This is a genomic window from Microbacterium sp. NPDC089320, assembly GCF_040684875.1.
Taxonomy (GTDB): domain Bacteria; phylum Actinomycetota; class Actinomycetes; order Actinomycetales; family Microbacteriaceae; genus Microbacterium.
In genome coordinates this window covers 892876-908488 of the sequence record NZ_JBFBGY010000001.1, presented here as the reverse complement: position 1 = coordinate 908488, position 15613 = coordinate 892876, and the positions used below count along the sequence as shown (strand labels likewise).

The window sequence follows — 15613 nt, the reverse complement described above, 5'->3', positions numbered from 1 at the left end:
TTTACATTCCGAACCCGGAAGCTAAGCCTCACAGCGCCGATGGTACTGCAGGGGGGACCCTGTGGGAGAGTAGGACACCGCCGGACTCCTTTTAAACAGAAAAGCCACCCAATGCTGGGTGGCTTTTCTGCGTTAACGTGTGCGCACACGCACACGCACACGCACACGCACACGCAGGCGCAAGCGCCCGCGTGAGGTCAGCGCTTGAGCCGTGACTCGAGTACGGACGCCGTATCGATCACGGCATCCGCGAGGGCGCTCTCGTCGAGCTCCCCGCCCGCCCAGGTCACCGCCACTGCGGCGACGGGCCAGCCGGCGTGGTCGCGGACCACGGCTCCGACGCTGCGCAGGCCGTCGGCCACCTCGCTGTCCTCGGTGGCGTAGCCGCGCTCTCGCACAGTGCGGAGCAGCTCGCGCAGTTCGCTCGGCTTCCTCGGCCCTCGGCCCGTACGATTCGGGAACGCCGAGGCGCTCGGATAGAGCGCGCGGACCTGCTCCCGGGGGAGGGCCGCCAGCATGGCACGCCCCGACGCCGTGAGGTGTGCGGGCAGGCGCACTCCGACATCCGTGACGAGTGCCTGTCTCCGCGGTGCACGTTCCTCGACGATGTAGAGCACATCGCCGCCGCTCATCACCGCCAGGTGCGTGCTCTCACCCAGGCGATCCGAGAGGGCGGCGACAAGAGGGCGGCCGACCCTCGCCAACGGTTGCTGCCGCGCATATCCACCGGCCAGTTCGAAGGCCGAGGTGCCGAGGCCCCATCGTCGGTCCTCTTTCATGTGCAGCACGAACCCATGCGCAGCGAGCGTGGTGAGCAGGTGATAGACGGTAGATCGGGGCAGCGCCAGCTCGCGGGCGATCGCCGACGCGGCCACGGGAGCCGGGCGCCCGGCGAGATACGTGAGGATCCGCAGAGTGTTGTGTGCCGCCGGCACTTGGGCGGCGGTCTCGCGAGTGTCTGGTATCACAGACACAGGATGGCACGATCGCCTGTCGTGTGCGACCTGTCGGGTGTGGAATCGAGACATGACCGATCTTCCTTCTGTCGCGATCGACGTCCTCGTCGGCGATGCACCGCTGAGCCCGGCCGACGTCGTCGCGGTCGCGCGCCACGGTGCCCCCGTCACGATCAGCTCCGCCGCCCTCGAGCGGGTCGCCGAGACTCGCAGGGTCATTGACGGACTCGCAGCCGACCCCCGCCCGCACTACGGTGTCTCGACCGGTTTCGGCGCACTGGCCACGACGTTCATCGCCCCCGATCGTCGACTGCAGCTGCAGGCGAGCCTCATCCGCTCCCATGCGGCGGGAACCGGCGCCGAGGTCGAGCGTGAGGTCGTCCGCGCGCTGCAGCTGCTTCGGCTGCAGACGCTGGCTTCGGGACGAACCGGAGTCCGTCCCGTGGTCGTCGAGACCTACGCCGCGCTGTTGAACGCCGGCATCACCCCGGTCGTGCGCGAGTACGGATCACTGGGCTGCTCCGGCGACCTCGCTCCGCTCGCGCACATCGCCCTCGCGACGATGGGCGAAGGAGACGTTCGGAACGAGGGTGGAGAGCTCTTCTCGGCATCCGACGCTCTGGCCGCGGCCGGCATCGAGCCGCTGACGCTCGTCGAGAAGGAGGGACTCGCGCTCATCAACGGCACCGACGGCATGCTCGGCATGCTCGTGCTGGCGCTGCACGACCTCGAGACGCTGCTGCTCTCGGCCGACATGGCCGCTGCGATGTCGGTGGAGTCGCAGCTGGGCACGGATGCCGTCTTCGCCGCCGATCTCATGGCGCTCCGCCCCCAGGCGGGTCAGGCCTTGTCGGCGGCGAACCTGCGGTCGTTCCTCGGAGATTCCCCCATCGTGCACAGCCACAAGGGTCCCGAAGACGGCCGCGTGCAGGATGCGTACTCGCTGCGGTGCTCGCCGCAGGTGCACGGAGCCGCGCGCGACACGATGGGCTATGCGGCGAGCATCGCCGAGCGTGAGCTCGCCAGCGTCATCGACAACCCCGTGATCACGGTCGACGGGCGCATCGAGTCGAACGGCAACTTCCACGGAGCACCGGTCGCTGCGGTGCTGGACTTCCTCGCGATCTCGGTCGCCGATGTGGCCTCCGTCTCGGAGCGCCGCACGGATCGAGCGCTCGATCCGGCACGCAGCCACGGTCTGCCGCCCTTCCTCGCCGACGAGGTGGGCGTCGATTCGGGGCTGATGATCGCCCAGTACGCGGCGGCGGGGATCGTGTCGGAGCTCAAGCGCCTCGCCGTTCCGGCATCCGTCGACTCGATCCCGTCGTCGGCGATGCAGGAGGATCACGTCTCGATGGGGTGGGCCGCCGCGCGCAAACTGCGCCGTGCGATCGACGGTCTCGGCCGTGTCATCGCCATCGAGATCCTCACCGGCGCGCGTGCCTTGGACCTCCGCGCTCCGCTGCAGGCCGGACCCGCGACCGGCGCCGTGCGCGATCTGGTCCGCACGGTCGTGGAGGGCCCCGGGCCCGACCGATTCCTCTCGCCCGACATGGAAGCCGTGACCGCACTCGTGCAGTCCGGTGCAATCGCCCGCATCGCAAAGGAGCACGCGAATGACTGACCTCACGACGGATACGACTCCGACCGCCGCACCGCGCACGGTGCGAGCCCCCCGCGGCAACCAGCGCACCGCCAAGAGCTGGGGCGCCGAAGCGGCGAAGCGGATGCTGATGAACAACCTCGACGCCGAGGTCGCCGAGCATCCCGAAGACCTCGTCGTCTACGGAGGCACGGGCAAGGCGGCGCGCAGCTGGGAGGCGTACGACGCGATCGTTCGCACCCTCGACGAACTGGAGCCGGACGAGACGCTGCTCGTGCAGTCGGGAAAGCCGGTGGGTGTCTTCCGCACGCACGAGTGGGCGCCGCGCGTGCTGATCGCCAACTCGAACCTCGTGGGCGACTGGGCCACCTGGCCCGAGTTTCGCAAGCTCGAGGAGCTCGGCCTCATCATGTATGGCCAGATGACCGCCGGGTCGTGGATCTACATCGGCACCCAGGGCATCCTGCAGGGCACGTACGAGACGTTCGCCGCGGTCGCCCGCTCGCTCGGCAGGGACTCGCTCAGGGGGACGCTCACCCTGACCGGCGGCGCCGGCGGGATGGGCGGCGCGCAGCCGCTGGCGGTGACGCTCAACGACGGGGCGGTGCTGATTGTCGACGTCGACGAATCGCGCCTCGCGCGTCGTGTCGAGCACGGTTACCTCGACGAGTACACGACCGATCTCGACGCGGCGATCGCCCGGGTCGTCGCGGCGAAGGATGCCGGCGAGGCGCTCTCGGTGGGCGTCGTGGGCAATGCGGCCGAGGTGTTCCCCGAGCTGCTGCGCCGCGAGGTGCCGATCGACATCGTCACCGATCAGACCAGCGCGCACGACCCGCTGGCCTACCTGCCTGTCGGCATGACCGTGGCCGAGTGGAAGTCCGAGGCCGAGCGCGATGCCGACGAGTTCACCCGCCGCTCGCGCGAGTCGATGGCGCAGCACGTCGCGGCCATGGTCGCGTTCCAGGATGCCGGGGCCGCCGTCTTCGACTACGGCAACTCGATCCGCGCCGAGGCCCAGCTCGGTGGCTTCGACCGCGCGTTCGAGTTCCCGGGATTCGTGCCGGCGTACATCCGTCCGCAGTTCGAAGAGGGCCGCGGCCCCTTCCGCTGGGCGGCGCTCTCGGGCGACCCCGAGGACATCTACAAGACCGACCGTGCGATCGCCGAGCTGTTCCCCGAAGACACGGCTCTGCATCGCTGGCTCGACAAGGCCGGCTCGACCGTGCACTTCGAGGGGCTGCCGGCACGCATCTGCTGGCTGGGATACAAGGAGCGCCACCTGGCGGGGCTCAAGTTCAACGAGATGGTCGCTTCGGGCGAGCTCGCCGCGCCGATCGTGATCGGCCGTGACCACCTCGACTCCGGTTCGGTGGCATCGCCGTACCGCGAGACCGAGGCCATGAAGGACGGTTCGGACGCGATCGCCGACTGGCCGCTGCTGAACGCGCTGCTCAACACGGCATCCGGTGCGTCGTGGGTGTCGCTGCACCACGGCGGCGGAGTCGGCATCGGGCGCTCGATCCACGCCGGACAGGTGACCGTCGCCGACGGATCGGCGCTCGCCGCCGAGAAGCTCGAACGAGTGCTCACCAACGACCCGGGCACCGGAGTCATGCGCCATGTCGATGCGGGATACGAGCACGCTCGGGACATCGCCCGGGAGCGCGGACTCAAGGTGCCGATGCTGTGACCACCTCGCTGATCACGAACATCGCCGAGCTGACGACCAACGTCCTCTCGGCCGACGGCGACCGCTGCGGCACGCTCGTCGACGCCGCAGTGCTCATCGACGGTGAGCGGATCGCCTGGGTCGGATCCTCCGCGGATGCGCCGGCAGCGGACGTCATCGTCGACGCGGCAGGACGAGCCGTCATCCCGGGATTCGTCGACAGCCACAGCCACCTGGTGTTCGGCGGCGATCGCGCCGCCGAGTTCGAGGCGAGGATGGCCGGGCAGAAGTACGCCGCCGGCGGCATCCGCTCGACGGTCGCGGCGACCCGAGAGGCCACGGACGATGAGCTGCGCGCGCGTCTGCGCGGATTCGTCGGCGAGATGCTCGCGCAGGGCACCACGACCGTCGAGATCAAGAGCGGATATGGCCTCAGTGTGCGCGACGAGGAGCGGCTGGTGCGGCTCGCCGCCGAGGTCACTCCGGAGGTCACCTTTCTCGGAGCGCATGTGGTGCCCGCCGAGTACGCCGACCGCGAGGACGAGTACGTCGACCTGGTGACGGGGCCGATGCTCGACGCGTGCGCTCCGCATTCGAAATGGATCGATGTGTTCTGCGAGACCGGCGCGTTCTCGGTCGAGCAGTCACGGCGGATCCTCGAAGCCGGGATCGCCCAGGGCCTCACGCCCCGCGTGCATGCGAGCCAACTCGGGCCCGGGGAGGGGGTGCGCCTCGCGGTCGAGCTGAGCGCGGCCTCCGTCGATCACGGCACCTACCTGACCGATGCCGACATCGCGGCGCTCGCAGGCTCGGACACCGTGCTCACCCTCCTGCCCGGTGTCGAGTTCTCGACGCGCCAGCCGTATCCCGACGCACGTCGGCTCATCGACGCGGGCGTGACCGTGGCGATCGCGTGCGACACCAACCCGGGTTCGAGCTTCACCTCGTCGATGCCGTTCTGCATCGCGATCGCGGTGCGCGACATGGGTCTCACTCCCGCCGAGGCGGTCTGGTCGGCCACGGCCGGCGGAGCCCTGGCCCTGCGGCGCGACGACGTCGGCGCGATCGCCCCCGGTGCCCGCGCCGACCTGGTGCTGCTGAAGGCGCCGACCCGCATCCATCTCGCCTATCGACCGGGTGTGCCGCTCGTCGAGCAGGTCTGGAAAGACGGCGTGGCGGTCTTCGCGGCATCCGGAACTCCAGAGAGGACGAACCATGGCACTGTCGCACGATGACCTCTGGCCGCGCGCAGGTTCCTGGCCCGCCTTCGCGACCGGGGACGATGCGGATGCCGTGCTGCTCGGCGTGCCGACCTGGCGGACGTCGCTGTCGCCGACCGGGGCGCACGCGACACCTGCCGCGATCCGCGAGGCGCTCACCCGCTACAGCGCGACGATCATGGGCCCGCCGGTCATCGACCTCGGCACCGCACTGCGCGTTCTCGACGCCGGGGATGTCGAGGAGCCCGACGGTGACGATGGCATCGCGGCCACCGTCACGCGCGTGCACGAGCTCGCCGACGCGGCCCGTCTCGTGATCGCGCTCGGGGGTGACAACGCGCTGACCTATCCGGTCGCGCGGGGCGCCGGAGCCACCGGCCTCATCACGATCGACGCGCACTTCGATCTGCGCGACGGCATCTCGAACGGGTCGCCCGTGCGCCGGCTGATCGACGACGCCCCCGACGGCGAGCGGATCGACCCGACGCGGATCGTGCAGATCGGCATCGCCGACTTCGCGAACTCGGCGGCCTACGCGGCGCGCGCTGCCGAATGGGGCATCCGCGTGATCACCCTCGACGAGGTGCGGCGCCGTGGCATCGACGACGTCGTCGCCGAGGCCACGCGCACCGCCGGAGCGGGTGCCGCAGCCCGCATCCACCTCGATGTCGACGTCGACGCGGTCGACCGGGCGGCGGCACCCGGCTGCCCGGCATCCGTTCCCGGTGGCTTCGCCGCCTGGGAGCTGAGGGCGCTCGTCCGCTCGATCGTCGGGGATCCCCGCGTGGTCAGCGCCGACATCGCCGAGGTCGACGCGATCGCCGACACCGCCGACATGCGGACGGTCCGACTCGCGGCTCTCTGCGTGCTCGAGATGCTCGCGGCTCTCGCCACGCGGTGAGCGCCGTCGGCTGCGCCGGCGGCCGGCTCAGTTCAGGGCCGACGTCAGCCGGAACAGGCCGTCGAGGAAGGTCGATCTCGCGGGCTCGCGCAGCCATTCGTCGAGTGTCAGCTCCCGCCCGGCGGAGCGGTACTTCTGCTCGACCTCGCGCATCTGCGCGACGAACGATGCGCCGCGCACCAGCAGCGACATCTCGGAGTTGAGGCTGAAGGAGCGGATGTCCATGTTGCTCGAGCCGATCACCGCGATGTCGTCATCGATTGAGAAGTGCTTGGCGTGCAGGATGTACGGCGCGGGATAGAGGAAGATGCGCACCCCGGCGCGCAGCAGCGTCTCGTAGTACGACCGCTGTGCGTGGTAGACCATCGCCTGGTCGCCCAGCTCCGAGACGAACAGCTGCACGTCGAGCCCTCGCTGGCACGCCGTGGTGATCGCATAGATCATCGCCTCGTCGGGCACGAAGTACGGGCTCGTGAGAATGACCTTCTCGGTGGCTCCGTGGATGAGGGAGAGGAACATCCGCAGGTTGTTCTCGGTGCCGTATGCCGGTCCGCTCGGAACCATCTGGCAGTGCAGATCGGCGGGTGGGGACGCGGGGACTGCAGTGGGTGGCACGCGTTCGGCCGAGGACAGGTCCTCACCGGTCTCGATGAGCCAGTCCGACAGGAACACCGCATCGACCTGGGCGACGACCGGTCCCTCGACGCGAGACACCAGTTCCTGCCACATCAGGCCGCGCGCGATGTTCTTCTCCGAGTTGTAGTCGCGGGAGATCAGGTTCTGCGAGCCGACGAAACCGACTCTGCCGTCCACGACGACGAGCTTGCGGTGGTTGCGCAGATCCGGGCGCTGGTACTCGCCCCTGAACGGCCGCACCGGCAGCATCCATGCCCACGTGACGCCGACCCTGTCGAGCTCGGCGAAGGTCTCGACCGACTTCGGGATCTTGCGCGAGGCGATGTAATCGGCCAGCAGGCGCACCGTCACACCGCGTGCGACGGCATGCTCCATCGCGTCGAAGAACCCTCGGGTCGTCTCGTCTCGGGCCGCGATGTAGAACTCCACGTGCACGTACCGCTCGGCGGAATCGATGGCCGCGGCCATCGCATCGATCGACGCCTGGTAGTCGTCGATCAGCTGCGCCGAGGAATCGCCGACCATGGGCAGACCGGTGAGGGCATGGTTCTGCTGCGCGACACGCTGCAGCCAGCGCGGAGCCCCGGCATCCGAATGGTCGACGGCGCGCTCGGCGATCATCGCCGTGATGCGCTGCTGCTCGTCACGGCGCTTCTTCGGCAGTCGGAAGTCTCCGATCAGCAGGTAGAGCGCGATGCCGACGAACGGGAGCAGGAACACCAGCAGCAGCCAGGCCATGGCCGCGGTCGGCTTGCGGTCGCGGGGGATGTAGATCAGCGCGAGCACATTGATGCAGAACGCCGCGACGGCGAGCACCGACCAGACCACATTCGCGGAGAGCAGCGAGTCCATGACGCCTCCTTCGAGGGATGCCGGCATCTCGCACGCAGCGGGCTGCGCGCACCGGTGGCGTGCACGTTAGCAGCGGTGGGCCCGCAGCTCCACAGGCCCTCACCCGGCTGGTGCGATGCTGCGCCGACTCACACCCCGGGGATCAGCAGGTGCGCGATCGTGAAGATCGCAAGGCCCGCGAGTGCACCGACGAACGTGCCGTTCAGGCGGATGTACTGCAGGTCGCGGCCCACCATGAGCTCGATCTTCTCGGTCGTCTCGGCCGGGTCCCAGCGCTCGACGGTGTCGGTGATGATCGACGCGATGTCGTGGCGGTAGCGGTCGACGAGGAACACCGCGGCGTCCGACACCCAGGTGTCGACACGGTGCTGCAGTGCGGCATCCGTCCTGAGCCTCTCGCCGACCTCGCTCAGGGCCTGAGCCGCGCGCACGCGCAACCCGCTCTCGGGGTCGGCGAGGGCGGCGAGCAGTCCGTTCTTGGCCGTGTTCCAGGCTTCGGCGGCGAGAGCGCCCACGCGCGGGCTGTCGAACAGCGACGACTTCGCGTTCTCGAGCTTCGCCCTGGTCTCGGGGTCGTTCTGCAGATTGTCGGCGAGGCGGGCGAGGTATCCGTCGACGGCGATGCGGGCCGGATGTGTCGGGTCGGCCTGCACGGCGCGGACGAACCTGACCGCCTCGTTGTAGGCGGTGTCGTCGACGAATCGGTGTGCGAGCTTCGGCACCCAACCCGGGAGGCGCCGTGAGATGAGACCCGAGAACGACTCGGCGTTCGCATCGAGCCAGCGGCCGATGCTGTCGGCGGCGAGGTCGACCGCGCCGTGATGGGCGCCGGCCTCGACGATCTTCTCGAGCCAGGCGCCGGCGGGCGGGCCCCACTCGGGAGAGACGAGGTGCTCGCGAGCGAGGTCGGAGATGAGGTCGCGCACGTCGTCGTCGCTGAGGGCGTTGAGAACGGCCGTCGCGATCGTCGCGCCCTCGGCTGCCACGCGCTCGGCGTGGGCGGGCTCGCGCAGCCATTCTCCGGCGCGCTTCGCGATCGCGGTGCTCGCGAGCTTGGTGCGCACGACGCTCGCCTCGAGGAAGTTCGTCTCGACGAACTCGCCCAGCGTGCGGCCGATCTCGTCTTTGCGATTCGGGATGATCGCGGTGTGCGGAATGGGCAGACCGAGCGGCCGGCGGAACAGGGCCGTCACGGCGAACCAGTCGGCGAGAGCGCCCACCATGCCGCCCTCCGCGGCGGCGCGCACGTAGCCCAGCCACGACTGCCGCTCCTGGAACGCGAACGCGATCACGAACACCACGGCCATGAAGATCAGGGCGCCGAGAGCGACCGCCTTCATCCGGCGCAGGGCACGGAGCCGCTCCTGATCGGCGGGAGAGAGGAGGGCCATCGGGGTGCGCGGCATGACGTCATCCTTTCACGCGAAGGTCTCGCCGAGGTCGGCTTCCGACGCCTGACAGCCCCGGGAGCCGAGTACCCTCGAAGCGTGATCGAAGACATCAAGAAGCGTGCGCTGCACCGCACGAGCATCCTCGAGGGTCAGATGCGCGGAGTCGCGCGGATGATCGAGAGCGAGGAGTACTGCATGGACATCATCACGCAGTCCCGCGCGATCCAGCGCTCGCTCGAGTCCCTCAATCGCCTGCTGCTCGAGAATCATCTGCGCACGCACGTGACGCACATGTTCGACGAGGGGGGCGAGGAGCGCGACAAGGCCGTCGACGAACTGCTGAAGGCGTTCGACTTCGACCGCAAGTAGGGTCGGGCCTGTCGCGCTCCCGCGCCCTCAGCGCTTCTCGTCGAAGACCTCGCCCTCCATGGCGTCGTAGCCCTCGGCCTGCGGGTCGCCGTGAGAACCGCCGGACAGGGCGTACTCCTCTTCGGGCGAGAGCACGAGGCGGTGCCGGAAGAACAGGCCGAAACCGAGCAGGATGATCGCATAGACGATGGCGATCGCGATGATCGCCGGGCCGAACGTCGGGTTGAGCAGGAATCCCACGAAGATCAGCGCGGCGATCACGAGCGCGATCACGGCCCCGGGGATGCCCCACGGGCTCACATACGGGCGATCGACGTTCGGGAACTTCTTTCGCAGGATGATGAACGACACGAGCTGCAGCCCGTAGGCGACGACCGCGCCCCACACGGCGATGTTGAGCACGATCGCGCCCGCCACGGATCCCGCGCCCTCGGAGTCGACAGCCGTGAGCACGTCGAGCACGACGAGGGCGATGAAGCCGATGGCGGCGCCGACGGTGAGCGCGACCCACGGCGTCTGCCGCTTGCCGGTGAGCGAGAGGAAGCGCGGGTAGTAGCCGGCGCGGGAGAGCGAGTACATGTTGCGTCCGTAGGCGAACATGATGCCCTGCAGCGACGCGAGCAGGCCGATGAGCGCGAACAGCGCGAGCACGGCGGCGAGCTGGTCGCCGACGATCGCGCGGAAGCCGTCGAGCAGCGGCTCACCCGCCGTGCCGGTCGCCTCCGCTCCGATCACGCCGGTGTTGAGGAACAGCACGAGGAGTCCGGTGACGATCAGGGTGCCGCGGGCCCAGAAGCCGGCCTTCGGGATGTCCTTGGTCGGGTTGTGCGACTCCTCCGCAGCGAGCGGCAGCTCCTCGATGCCGAGGAAGAACCACATCGCGAAGGGCAGGGCGAACAGGATCGGCAGGACGCCGTGCGGGAGGAATGCGGTCTGGCCCTCGTCGGGGACGATGTCCCACAGGGCGTCCCACGAGAAGGCGCCCGAGAAGAGCGCCATGGCGGAGAACACGAGGATGATGCCGATGGAGATCACCGAGACGACGATCGCGAAGCGGAAGGAGATGGCGGCGCCCGCGGAGTTCAGGGCGATGAAGACGATGTAGAGGATGAGGTACCAGACCCAGCCCGGAAGCTCGAGGCCGAGCAGCTCTGTCGTGATGCCGTTGGCGTACGATGCCGAGAAGTAGACGATCACCGCCGTGGTCGCGACGTACTCGATCGTCTCGGCGGCGCCGGTGACGAGACCGCCCCACGGGCCCATGGCCGAGCGGGCGAACGAGTAGGCCCCTCCGGTGTGCGGCATCGCGGCCGCCATCTCGCCGATAGCGAAGATCATGCCGTAGTACATCGCCACGAGGATCGCGAACGCGATGAGCATCCCGCCGAAGCCCGCGAAGTCGATGCCGAAGTTCCATCCCGAGAAGTCGCCCGAGATCACCGCGGCCACTGCCAGGCCCCACAGGCCCCAGACTCCGGCCGACCTCTTCAGGGTCCGTTTCTCGAAGTACTCACTCCCGGCGCGTGTATAGGTCGCTCCGGCGACCTTGCGGGATTCATTGCTCTGCTGGGACATCCGCTCTCCGTTCGCATGCGTGCAGGCACCGGGTGCACCTTGCGGACGATTGTGACAGTCAATGGTGGTTTCGTCTACCTTTAAACGACGAGGTGATCTACTCTGAGGGCGAAGCCGATCGGCCGATCGCTTCACCGCACGAGAACGGAGCGTCGGATGTCGGGCAACCTGAGCATCGAACAGCTGGATGCCGGCATCGCCGCCGGCGAGATCGACACGGTGATCGTGGCCTTCGCGGATGCGCAGGGGCGACTGGTCGGCAAACGGGTGTCGGCGCGGCTGTTCCAGGAGGACATCCTGGCTCACGGGGCCGAGGCCTGCGACTACCTGCTCTCGGTCGACGTCGACATGAACACGGTCGACGGGTATGCGATGTCGGGCTGGGACCGCGGCTACGGCGACATGGTGCTCAAGCCCGACGTCGAGACGCTGCGACGGATCCCGTGGCTCGAGGGCACCGCGCTCGTGATGGCTGACCTGGTCTGGCAGAACGGCGAACCGGTCGGACCATCGCCGCGCGCCATCCTCGATCGCCAGCGCGACCGCCTCGCCGAGCGCGGCTGGACCGCGTACTCGGGCACCGAGCTGGAGTTCATCGTCTTCGATGACACCTACCGTGAGGCATGGGCGCGCAAGTATGAGGGACTGACGCCGGCCACCGACTACAACGTCGACTACAACCTGCTCGCCTCGACCCGCATGGAGCCGCTGCTGCGCGACATCCGCAACAGCATGGACGGTGCAGGGCTCTACTGCGAGGGCGTGAAGGGCGAGTGCAACTTCGGCCAGCAGGAGATCGCGTTCCGCTATGCCGAGGTGCGCGAGACCGCCGACCAGCACGCGATCTACAAGAACGGCGCGAAGGAGATCGCCGAGCAGCACGGCAAGGCGCTCACATTCATGGCCAAGTTCAACGAGCGCGAGGGCAACAGCTGTCACATCCACCTGTCGCTGCGCGACGAGTCGGGTGCGCCCGTGATGGCGGGCGACGGCGAGCACGGATTCAGCCCCGTGATGGAGCACTGGATCGCCGGCATCCTCGCGACCCTGCGGGAGTTCACCCTGCTCTTCGCACCGAACATCAACTCGTACAAGCGGTTCGCGAAGGGCAGCTTCGCCCCGACCGGTGTCGCCTGGGGTGTCGACAACCGCACCTGCGCGCTGCGCGTCGTCGGCCACGGATCGGGCCTGCGGGTCGAGAACAGGGTGCCCGGCGGAGACGTGAACCCGTACCTCGGAATCTCGGCGATCATCGCCGGTGGCCTGTACGGCATCGAGAACGAGCTGCCGCTGCCCGAACGGTTCACCGCCAACGCCTACGAGGATGCCGTCGACCACCTGCCGACGACGCTGCGCGAGGCGGCGAAGCTCTTCAGCGAGTCGACCGTCGCCCGCGAGGCGTTCGGCGACGACGTCGTCGAGCACTACCTCAACCAGGCGCGCATCGAGGTCGAGGCCTACGACGCGGCCGTCACCGACTGGGAGCGCATCCGTGGCTTCGAGCGTCTCTGACCCGCGTCCGCTCATCGGCGTCACCACCTATCTCGAGCGCGCGCAGCAGGGGGTGTGGGACGTCAGGGCGGCGTTCCTGCCCGAGCAGTACCTCACGAGCGTCACGTCGGTCGGGGGCATCGCGCTGCTCCTTCCTCCGCAGGACCCGGATGCCGCGGACGCGGCCATCTCGGGCATGCACGGTCTCGTGCTCTCCGGCGGCGCCGACGTCGCTCCCGAGCTGTACGGCGAGGACCGGCATCCGCTCACCGATCCCGCCCGCGCCGATCGCGACGCATGGGAACTCGCGCTCTTTCAGGCCGCCGAGCGTCGGGGGATCCCCGTGCTCGCGATCTGCCGTGGTCTGCAACTGGTGAACGTCGCCCGCGGCGGGACGCTGCAGCAGCATCTGCCCGAATCGCTCGGCACCGAGAAGTACCGCATCGGCGGAGGCGTCTTCGCCGAGAACGACGTCGAGGTGTCGACCGACACTCCGCTCGCCCACATCATCGGCGAGACCGAGATGCGCGTGCACAGCTACCATCACCAGGGCGTCAACCGCCTGGGCGAGGGGCTCGTGGCGGCGGCGCACTCCGACGACGGGCTCGTGCAGGCCTTCGTCGACACCTCGGCCGGCCACATCGTCGGCGTCCAATGGCATCCCGAGGAGAACGCCGAAGACCGGCGGCTCTTCGCCGATCTCGTCTCACAGGCCCGTGCGTTCGCCGCGCGGCGGAAGGAGGACGCCCGATGAGCGCGTTCACAGTCATCAACCCCTCGACCGGTGCGGCGATCCGCGACGTCGCGCGTGCCGGCATCGAAGAGACGGATGCCGCGATCGCGCGAGCCGTGGCCGCGCAGCGCCGATGGGCCGCGCTCGCCCCGGTCGCGCGCGCCGATGCCCTCCGGTCGTTCGCGCGCACGGTGGAGGGCGCTGCGGAAGAGCTCGCACAGTTGGAGGTGCTGAACTCGGGGCATCCCATCGGATCCGCTCGCTGGGAGGCCGGCCACGTCGCGCAGGTGCTCAACTACTACTCGGCCGACCCCGAGCGCCTGTCCGGACGACAGATCCCGGTGGCCGGCGGACTCGACGTCACGTTCCACGACCCCTACGGGGTGGTCGGCGTGATCGTGCCGTGGAACTTCCCCATGACGATCGCGGCGTGGGCATTCGCGCCGGCGCTCGCCGCAGGCAATGCGGTGGTGCTGAAGCCCGCAGAGCTCACGCCTCTCACCGCCATCCGTCTGGGCGAGCTCGCCCTCGAGGCGGGCCTGCCCGACGGGCTGTTCGAGGTCGTCACCGGGTCGGGCTCTGTCGTCGGGCAGCGGCTCGTCGAGCATCCGGACGTCCGCAAGGTCGTGTTCACCGGGTCGACCGAGGTCGGCATCGAGGTCGCCGCCGGATGCGCCCGCGCCCTCAAGCCCGTCACCCTCGAACTCGGCGGGAAGAGCGCCAACATCGTCTTCGCCGACGCCGACCTCGAGAAGGCGGCCGCCGCGGTGCCCGGCTCGGTGTTCGACAACGCCGGACAGGACTGCTGCGCCCGCAGCCGCCTGCTCGTGCAGCGGTCGGTCTACGACCGCTTCCTCGAGCTGCTCGAGCCGGCGGTCGCGGCCTGGAGGGTGGGCGAGCCGTCGAGTGCCGACACCGACATGGGGCCCCTGATCTCGGCCGCGCACCGCGACACCGTCTCGGGCTTCCTCGACGACGCGACCATCGCGTTCCGGGGAAGCGCACCCGAGGGCGACGGCTTCTGGTTCGCCCCCGCCGTGGTGCTCGCCGACCCGTCAGACCGGATCGCCCAGCAGGAGGTGTTCGGCCCCGTCGTCGCGGTGATGCCGTTCGAGGACGAGGCCGACGCGATCCGCCTGGCGAACGACACCGCCTACGGTCTCGCCGGCTCGATCTGGACCGAGAGCCTCGGACGCGCGGTGCGGGTGTCGCGCGGCGTGCAGAGCGGCGTGCTGTCGGTGAACTCGCACTCGTCGGTGCGCTACGCGACCCCGTTCGGCGGCATGAAGGCATCCGGACTCGGGCGTGAGCTCGGTCCCGACGCCGCCGAGCACTTCACCGAGACCAAGAACGTCTTCTTCGCGACCGACGAATCCTGACCGCTTTCCTGCCCGCATTCCCATCCTGCAACGGAGAACACACATGACCATCGATCTGACCCAGCGCCTCAAGGACCGTGTCGCCATCATCACGGGCGGAGCCAGCGGCATCGGCTTCGCCACAGCCCAGCGCTTCGCCGCGGAAGGCGCGTTCGTCGTCATCGCCGACGTCGACCCCGCCACGGGCGAGAAGGCGGCGGCCGAGGTGGGCGGGGCGTTCCGTCTGGTCGATGTCGCCGATGAGGCCAAGGTGAACGCGCTGTTCGACGGGGTCGCCGAGGAGTTCGGACGCATCGACATCGCCTTCAACAACGCGGGCATCTCGCCCGCCGACGACGACTCGATCGAGACGACCGAGCTGCCGGCCTGGGATCGCGTGCAGGATGTCAACCTCAAGAGCGTGTACCTCTGCAGTCGTGCCGCGCTTCGGCACATGGTGCCGGCGGGGCGAGGATCGATCATCAACACCGCGTCGTTCGTGGCCCTGCTGGGGTCGGCGACCTCGCAGATCAGCTACACCGCGTCGAAGGGCGGCGTGCTGGCGATGTCGCGGGAGCTCGGCGTGCAGTTCGCGCGACAGGGAGTTCGTGTGAACGCGCTGTGCCCGGGTCCTGTGAACACTCCGCTGCTGCAGGAGCTGTTCGCCAAGGACCCCGAGCGGGCCCAGCGACGACTCGTGCACGTGCCGATGGGGCGATTCGCCGAGCCGTCGGAACTCGCCGCGGCTGTCGCCTTCCTCGCCTCGGATGATTCGTCGTTCATCACGGCCAGTGCCTTCGTCGTCGACGGCGGCATCACCAACGCCTACGTCACCCCGCTGTGAAGCGGAGTCATG

General features: G+C 69.1%; 13 protein-coding genes and 1 rRNA gene. 10 read left to right on the top strand and 4 right to left on the bottom strand.

Annotated elements, in window-relative coordinates:
• Positions 1-86 (top strand): 5S ribosomal RNA (rrf, locus tag AB0N61_RS04435); the annotation flags it as partial.
• A gap of 111 nt (positions 87-197) precedes the next feature.
• On the opposite strand, the gene AB0N61_RS04430 is transcribed toward rrf, so the two are convergent.
• Positions 198-935, bottom strand: coding sequence for an IclR family transcriptional regulator (locus AB0N61_RS04430; RefSeq protein WP_363362055.1), 738 nt, complete (start codon positions 933-935; stop codon positions 198-200).
• Positions 936-1026: 91 nt separating this feature from the next.
• Between AB0N61_RS04430 and hutH the strand changes: the two genes are divergently transcribed.
• From hutH to AB0N61_RS04410, 4 genes are read left to right on the top strand one after another with little or no spacing between them, the layout of a single operon-like run.
• A complete protein-coding gene (hutH, locus tag AB0N61_RS04425) occupies positions 1027-2580 on the top strand; it encodes a histidine ammonia-lyase (RefSeq protein WP_363362015.1) in 1554 nt (517 codons plus the stop codon).
• A complete protein-coding gene (gene hutU / locus AB0N61_RS04420) occupies positions 2573-4252 on the top strand; it encodes a urocanate hydratase (RefSeq protein ID WP_363362014.1) in 1680 nt (559 codons plus the stop codon). Before hutH ends, hutU begins: the two co-directional genes overlap by 8 nt.
• Positions 4249-5466 carry an imidazolonepropionase gene (hutI, locus tag AB0N61_RS04415; RefSeq protein ID WP_363362013.1) on the top strand — a complete coding sequence of 406 codons (1218 nt, stop codon included), beginning with the start codon at positions 4249-4251 and terminating at the stop codon, positions 5464-5466. Before hutU ends, hutI begins: the two co-directional genes overlap by 4 nt.
• The gene (locus AB0N61_RS04410) at positions 5447-6352 is read left to right on the top strand and encodes an arginase family protein (RefSeq protein ID WP_363362011.1); all 906 of its coding nucleotides are present in this window, start codon (positions 5447-5449) and stop codon (positions 6350-6352) included. The genes hutI and AB0N61_RS04410 overlap by 20 nt, the downstream gene beginning before the upstream one ends.
• Positions 6353-6379: 27 nt before the next feature.
• On the opposite strand, the gene cls is transcribed toward AB0N61_RS04410, so the two are convergent.
• Positions 6380-7840: a cardiolipin synthase gene (gene cls / locus AB0N61_RS04405; RefSeq protein ID WP_363362008.1), complete on the bottom strand. Its 1461-nt coding sequence runs from the start codon at positions 7838-7840 to the stop codon at positions 6380-6382.
• A gap of 128 nt (positions 7841-7968) precedes the next feature.
• Positions 7969-9246 (bottom strand): DUF445 family protein, encoded by a 1278-nt coding sequence (locus AB0N61_RS04400; protein WP_363362006.1) that lies wholly within the window; start codon positions 9244-9246, stop codon positions 7969-7971.
• Positions 9247-9327: 81 nt separating this feature from the next.
• Between AB0N61_RS04400 and AB0N61_RS04395 the strand changes: the two genes are divergently transcribed.
• Complete coding sequence (locus AB0N61_RS04395) at positions 9328-9600, top strand: metal-sensitive transcriptional regulator (RefSeq protein ID WP_053097810.1); 273 nt, start codon at positions 9328-9330, stop codon at positions 9598-9600.
• A gap of 27 nt (positions 9601-9627) precedes the next feature.
• On the opposite strand, the gene AB0N61_RS04390 is transcribed toward AB0N61_RS04395, so the two are convergent.
• Positions 9628-11175 carry an amino acid permease gene (locus AB0N61_RS04390; RefSeq protein WP_363362004.1) on the bottom strand — a complete coding sequence of 516 codons (1548 nt, stop codon included), beginning with the start codon at positions 11173-11175 and terminating at the stop codon, positions 9628-9630.
• A gap of 156 nt (positions 11176-11331) precedes the next feature.
• Between AB0N61_RS04390 and AB0N61_RS04385 the strand changes: the two genes are divergently transcribed.
• From AB0N61_RS04385 to AB0N61_RS04370, 4 genes are read left to right on the top strand one after another with little or no spacing between them, the layout of a single operon-like run.
• Positions 11332-12687: a glutamine synthetase family protein gene (locus AB0N61_RS04385; RefSeq protein WP_363362002.1), complete on the top strand. Its 1356-nt coding sequence runs from the start codon at positions 11332-11334 to the stop codon at positions 12685-12687.
• Positions 12668-13420, top strand: coding sequence for a gamma-glutamyl-gamma-aminobutyrate hydrolase family protein (locus AB0N61_RS04380; protein ID WP_363362000.1), 753 nt, complete (start codon positions 12668-12670; stop codon positions 13418-13420). Before AB0N61_RS04385 ends, AB0N61_RS04380 begins: the two co-directional genes overlap by 20 nt.
• Positions 13417-14778, top strand: a complete 1362-nt coding sequence (locus AB0N61_RS04375) for an aldehyde dehydrogenase family protein (RefSeq protein ID WP_363361998.1) — start codon at positions 13417-13419, stop codon at positions 14776-14778. Before AB0N61_RS04380 ends, AB0N61_RS04375 begins: the two co-directional genes overlap by 4 nt.
• Before the next feature lie 43 nt (positions 14779-14821).
• Positions 14822-15601, top strand: coding sequence for a 3-oxoacyl-ACP reductase (locus AB0N61_RS04370; RefSeq protein WP_363361997.1), 780 nt, complete (start codon positions 14822-14824; stop codon positions 15599-15601).
• The last annotated feature ends 12 nt before the right edge of the window (positions 15602-15613 follow it).

Excerpts from the sequence above, each read along its gene's own strand:
- AB0N61_RS04370 (WP_363361997.1), top strand. The coding sequence starts at position 14,822 with ATGACCATCGATCTGACCCAGCGCCTCAAGGACCGTGTCGCCATCATC.
- AB0N61_RS04410 (WP_363362011.1), top strand. The coding sequence starts at position 5,447 with ATGGCACTGTCGCACGATGACCTCTGGCCGCGCGCAGGTTCCTGGCCC.
- hutU (WP_363362014.1), top strand. The coding sequence starts at position 2,573 with ATGACTGACCTCACGACGGATACGACTCCGACCGCCGCACCGCGCACG.
- AB0N61_RS04400 (WP_363362006.1), bottom strand. The coding sequence starts at position 9,246 with ATGCCGCGCACCCCGATGGCCCTCCTCTCTCCCGCCGATCAGGAGCGG.
- AB0N61_RS04390 (WP_363362004.1), bottom strand. The coding sequence starts at position 11,175 with ATGTCCCAGCAGAGCAATGAATCCCGCAAGGTCGCCGGAGCGACCTAT.
- AB0N61_RS04375 (WP_363361998.1), top strand. The coding sequence starts at position 13,417 with ATGAGCGCGTTCACAGTCATCAACCCCTCGACCGGTGCGGCGATCCGC.
- cls (WP_363362008.1), bottom strand. The coding sequence starts at position 7,840 with ATGGACTCGCTGCTCTCCGCGAATGTGGTCTGGTCGGTGCTCGCCGTC.
- AB0N61_RS04385 (WP_363362002.1), top strand. The coding sequence starts at position 11,332 with ATGTCGGGCAACCTGAGCATCGAACAGCTGGATGCCGGCATCGCCGCC.
- hutH (WP_363362015.1), top strand. The coding sequence starts at position 1,027 with ATGACCGATCTTCCTTCTGTCGCGATCGACGTCCTCGTCGGCGATGCA.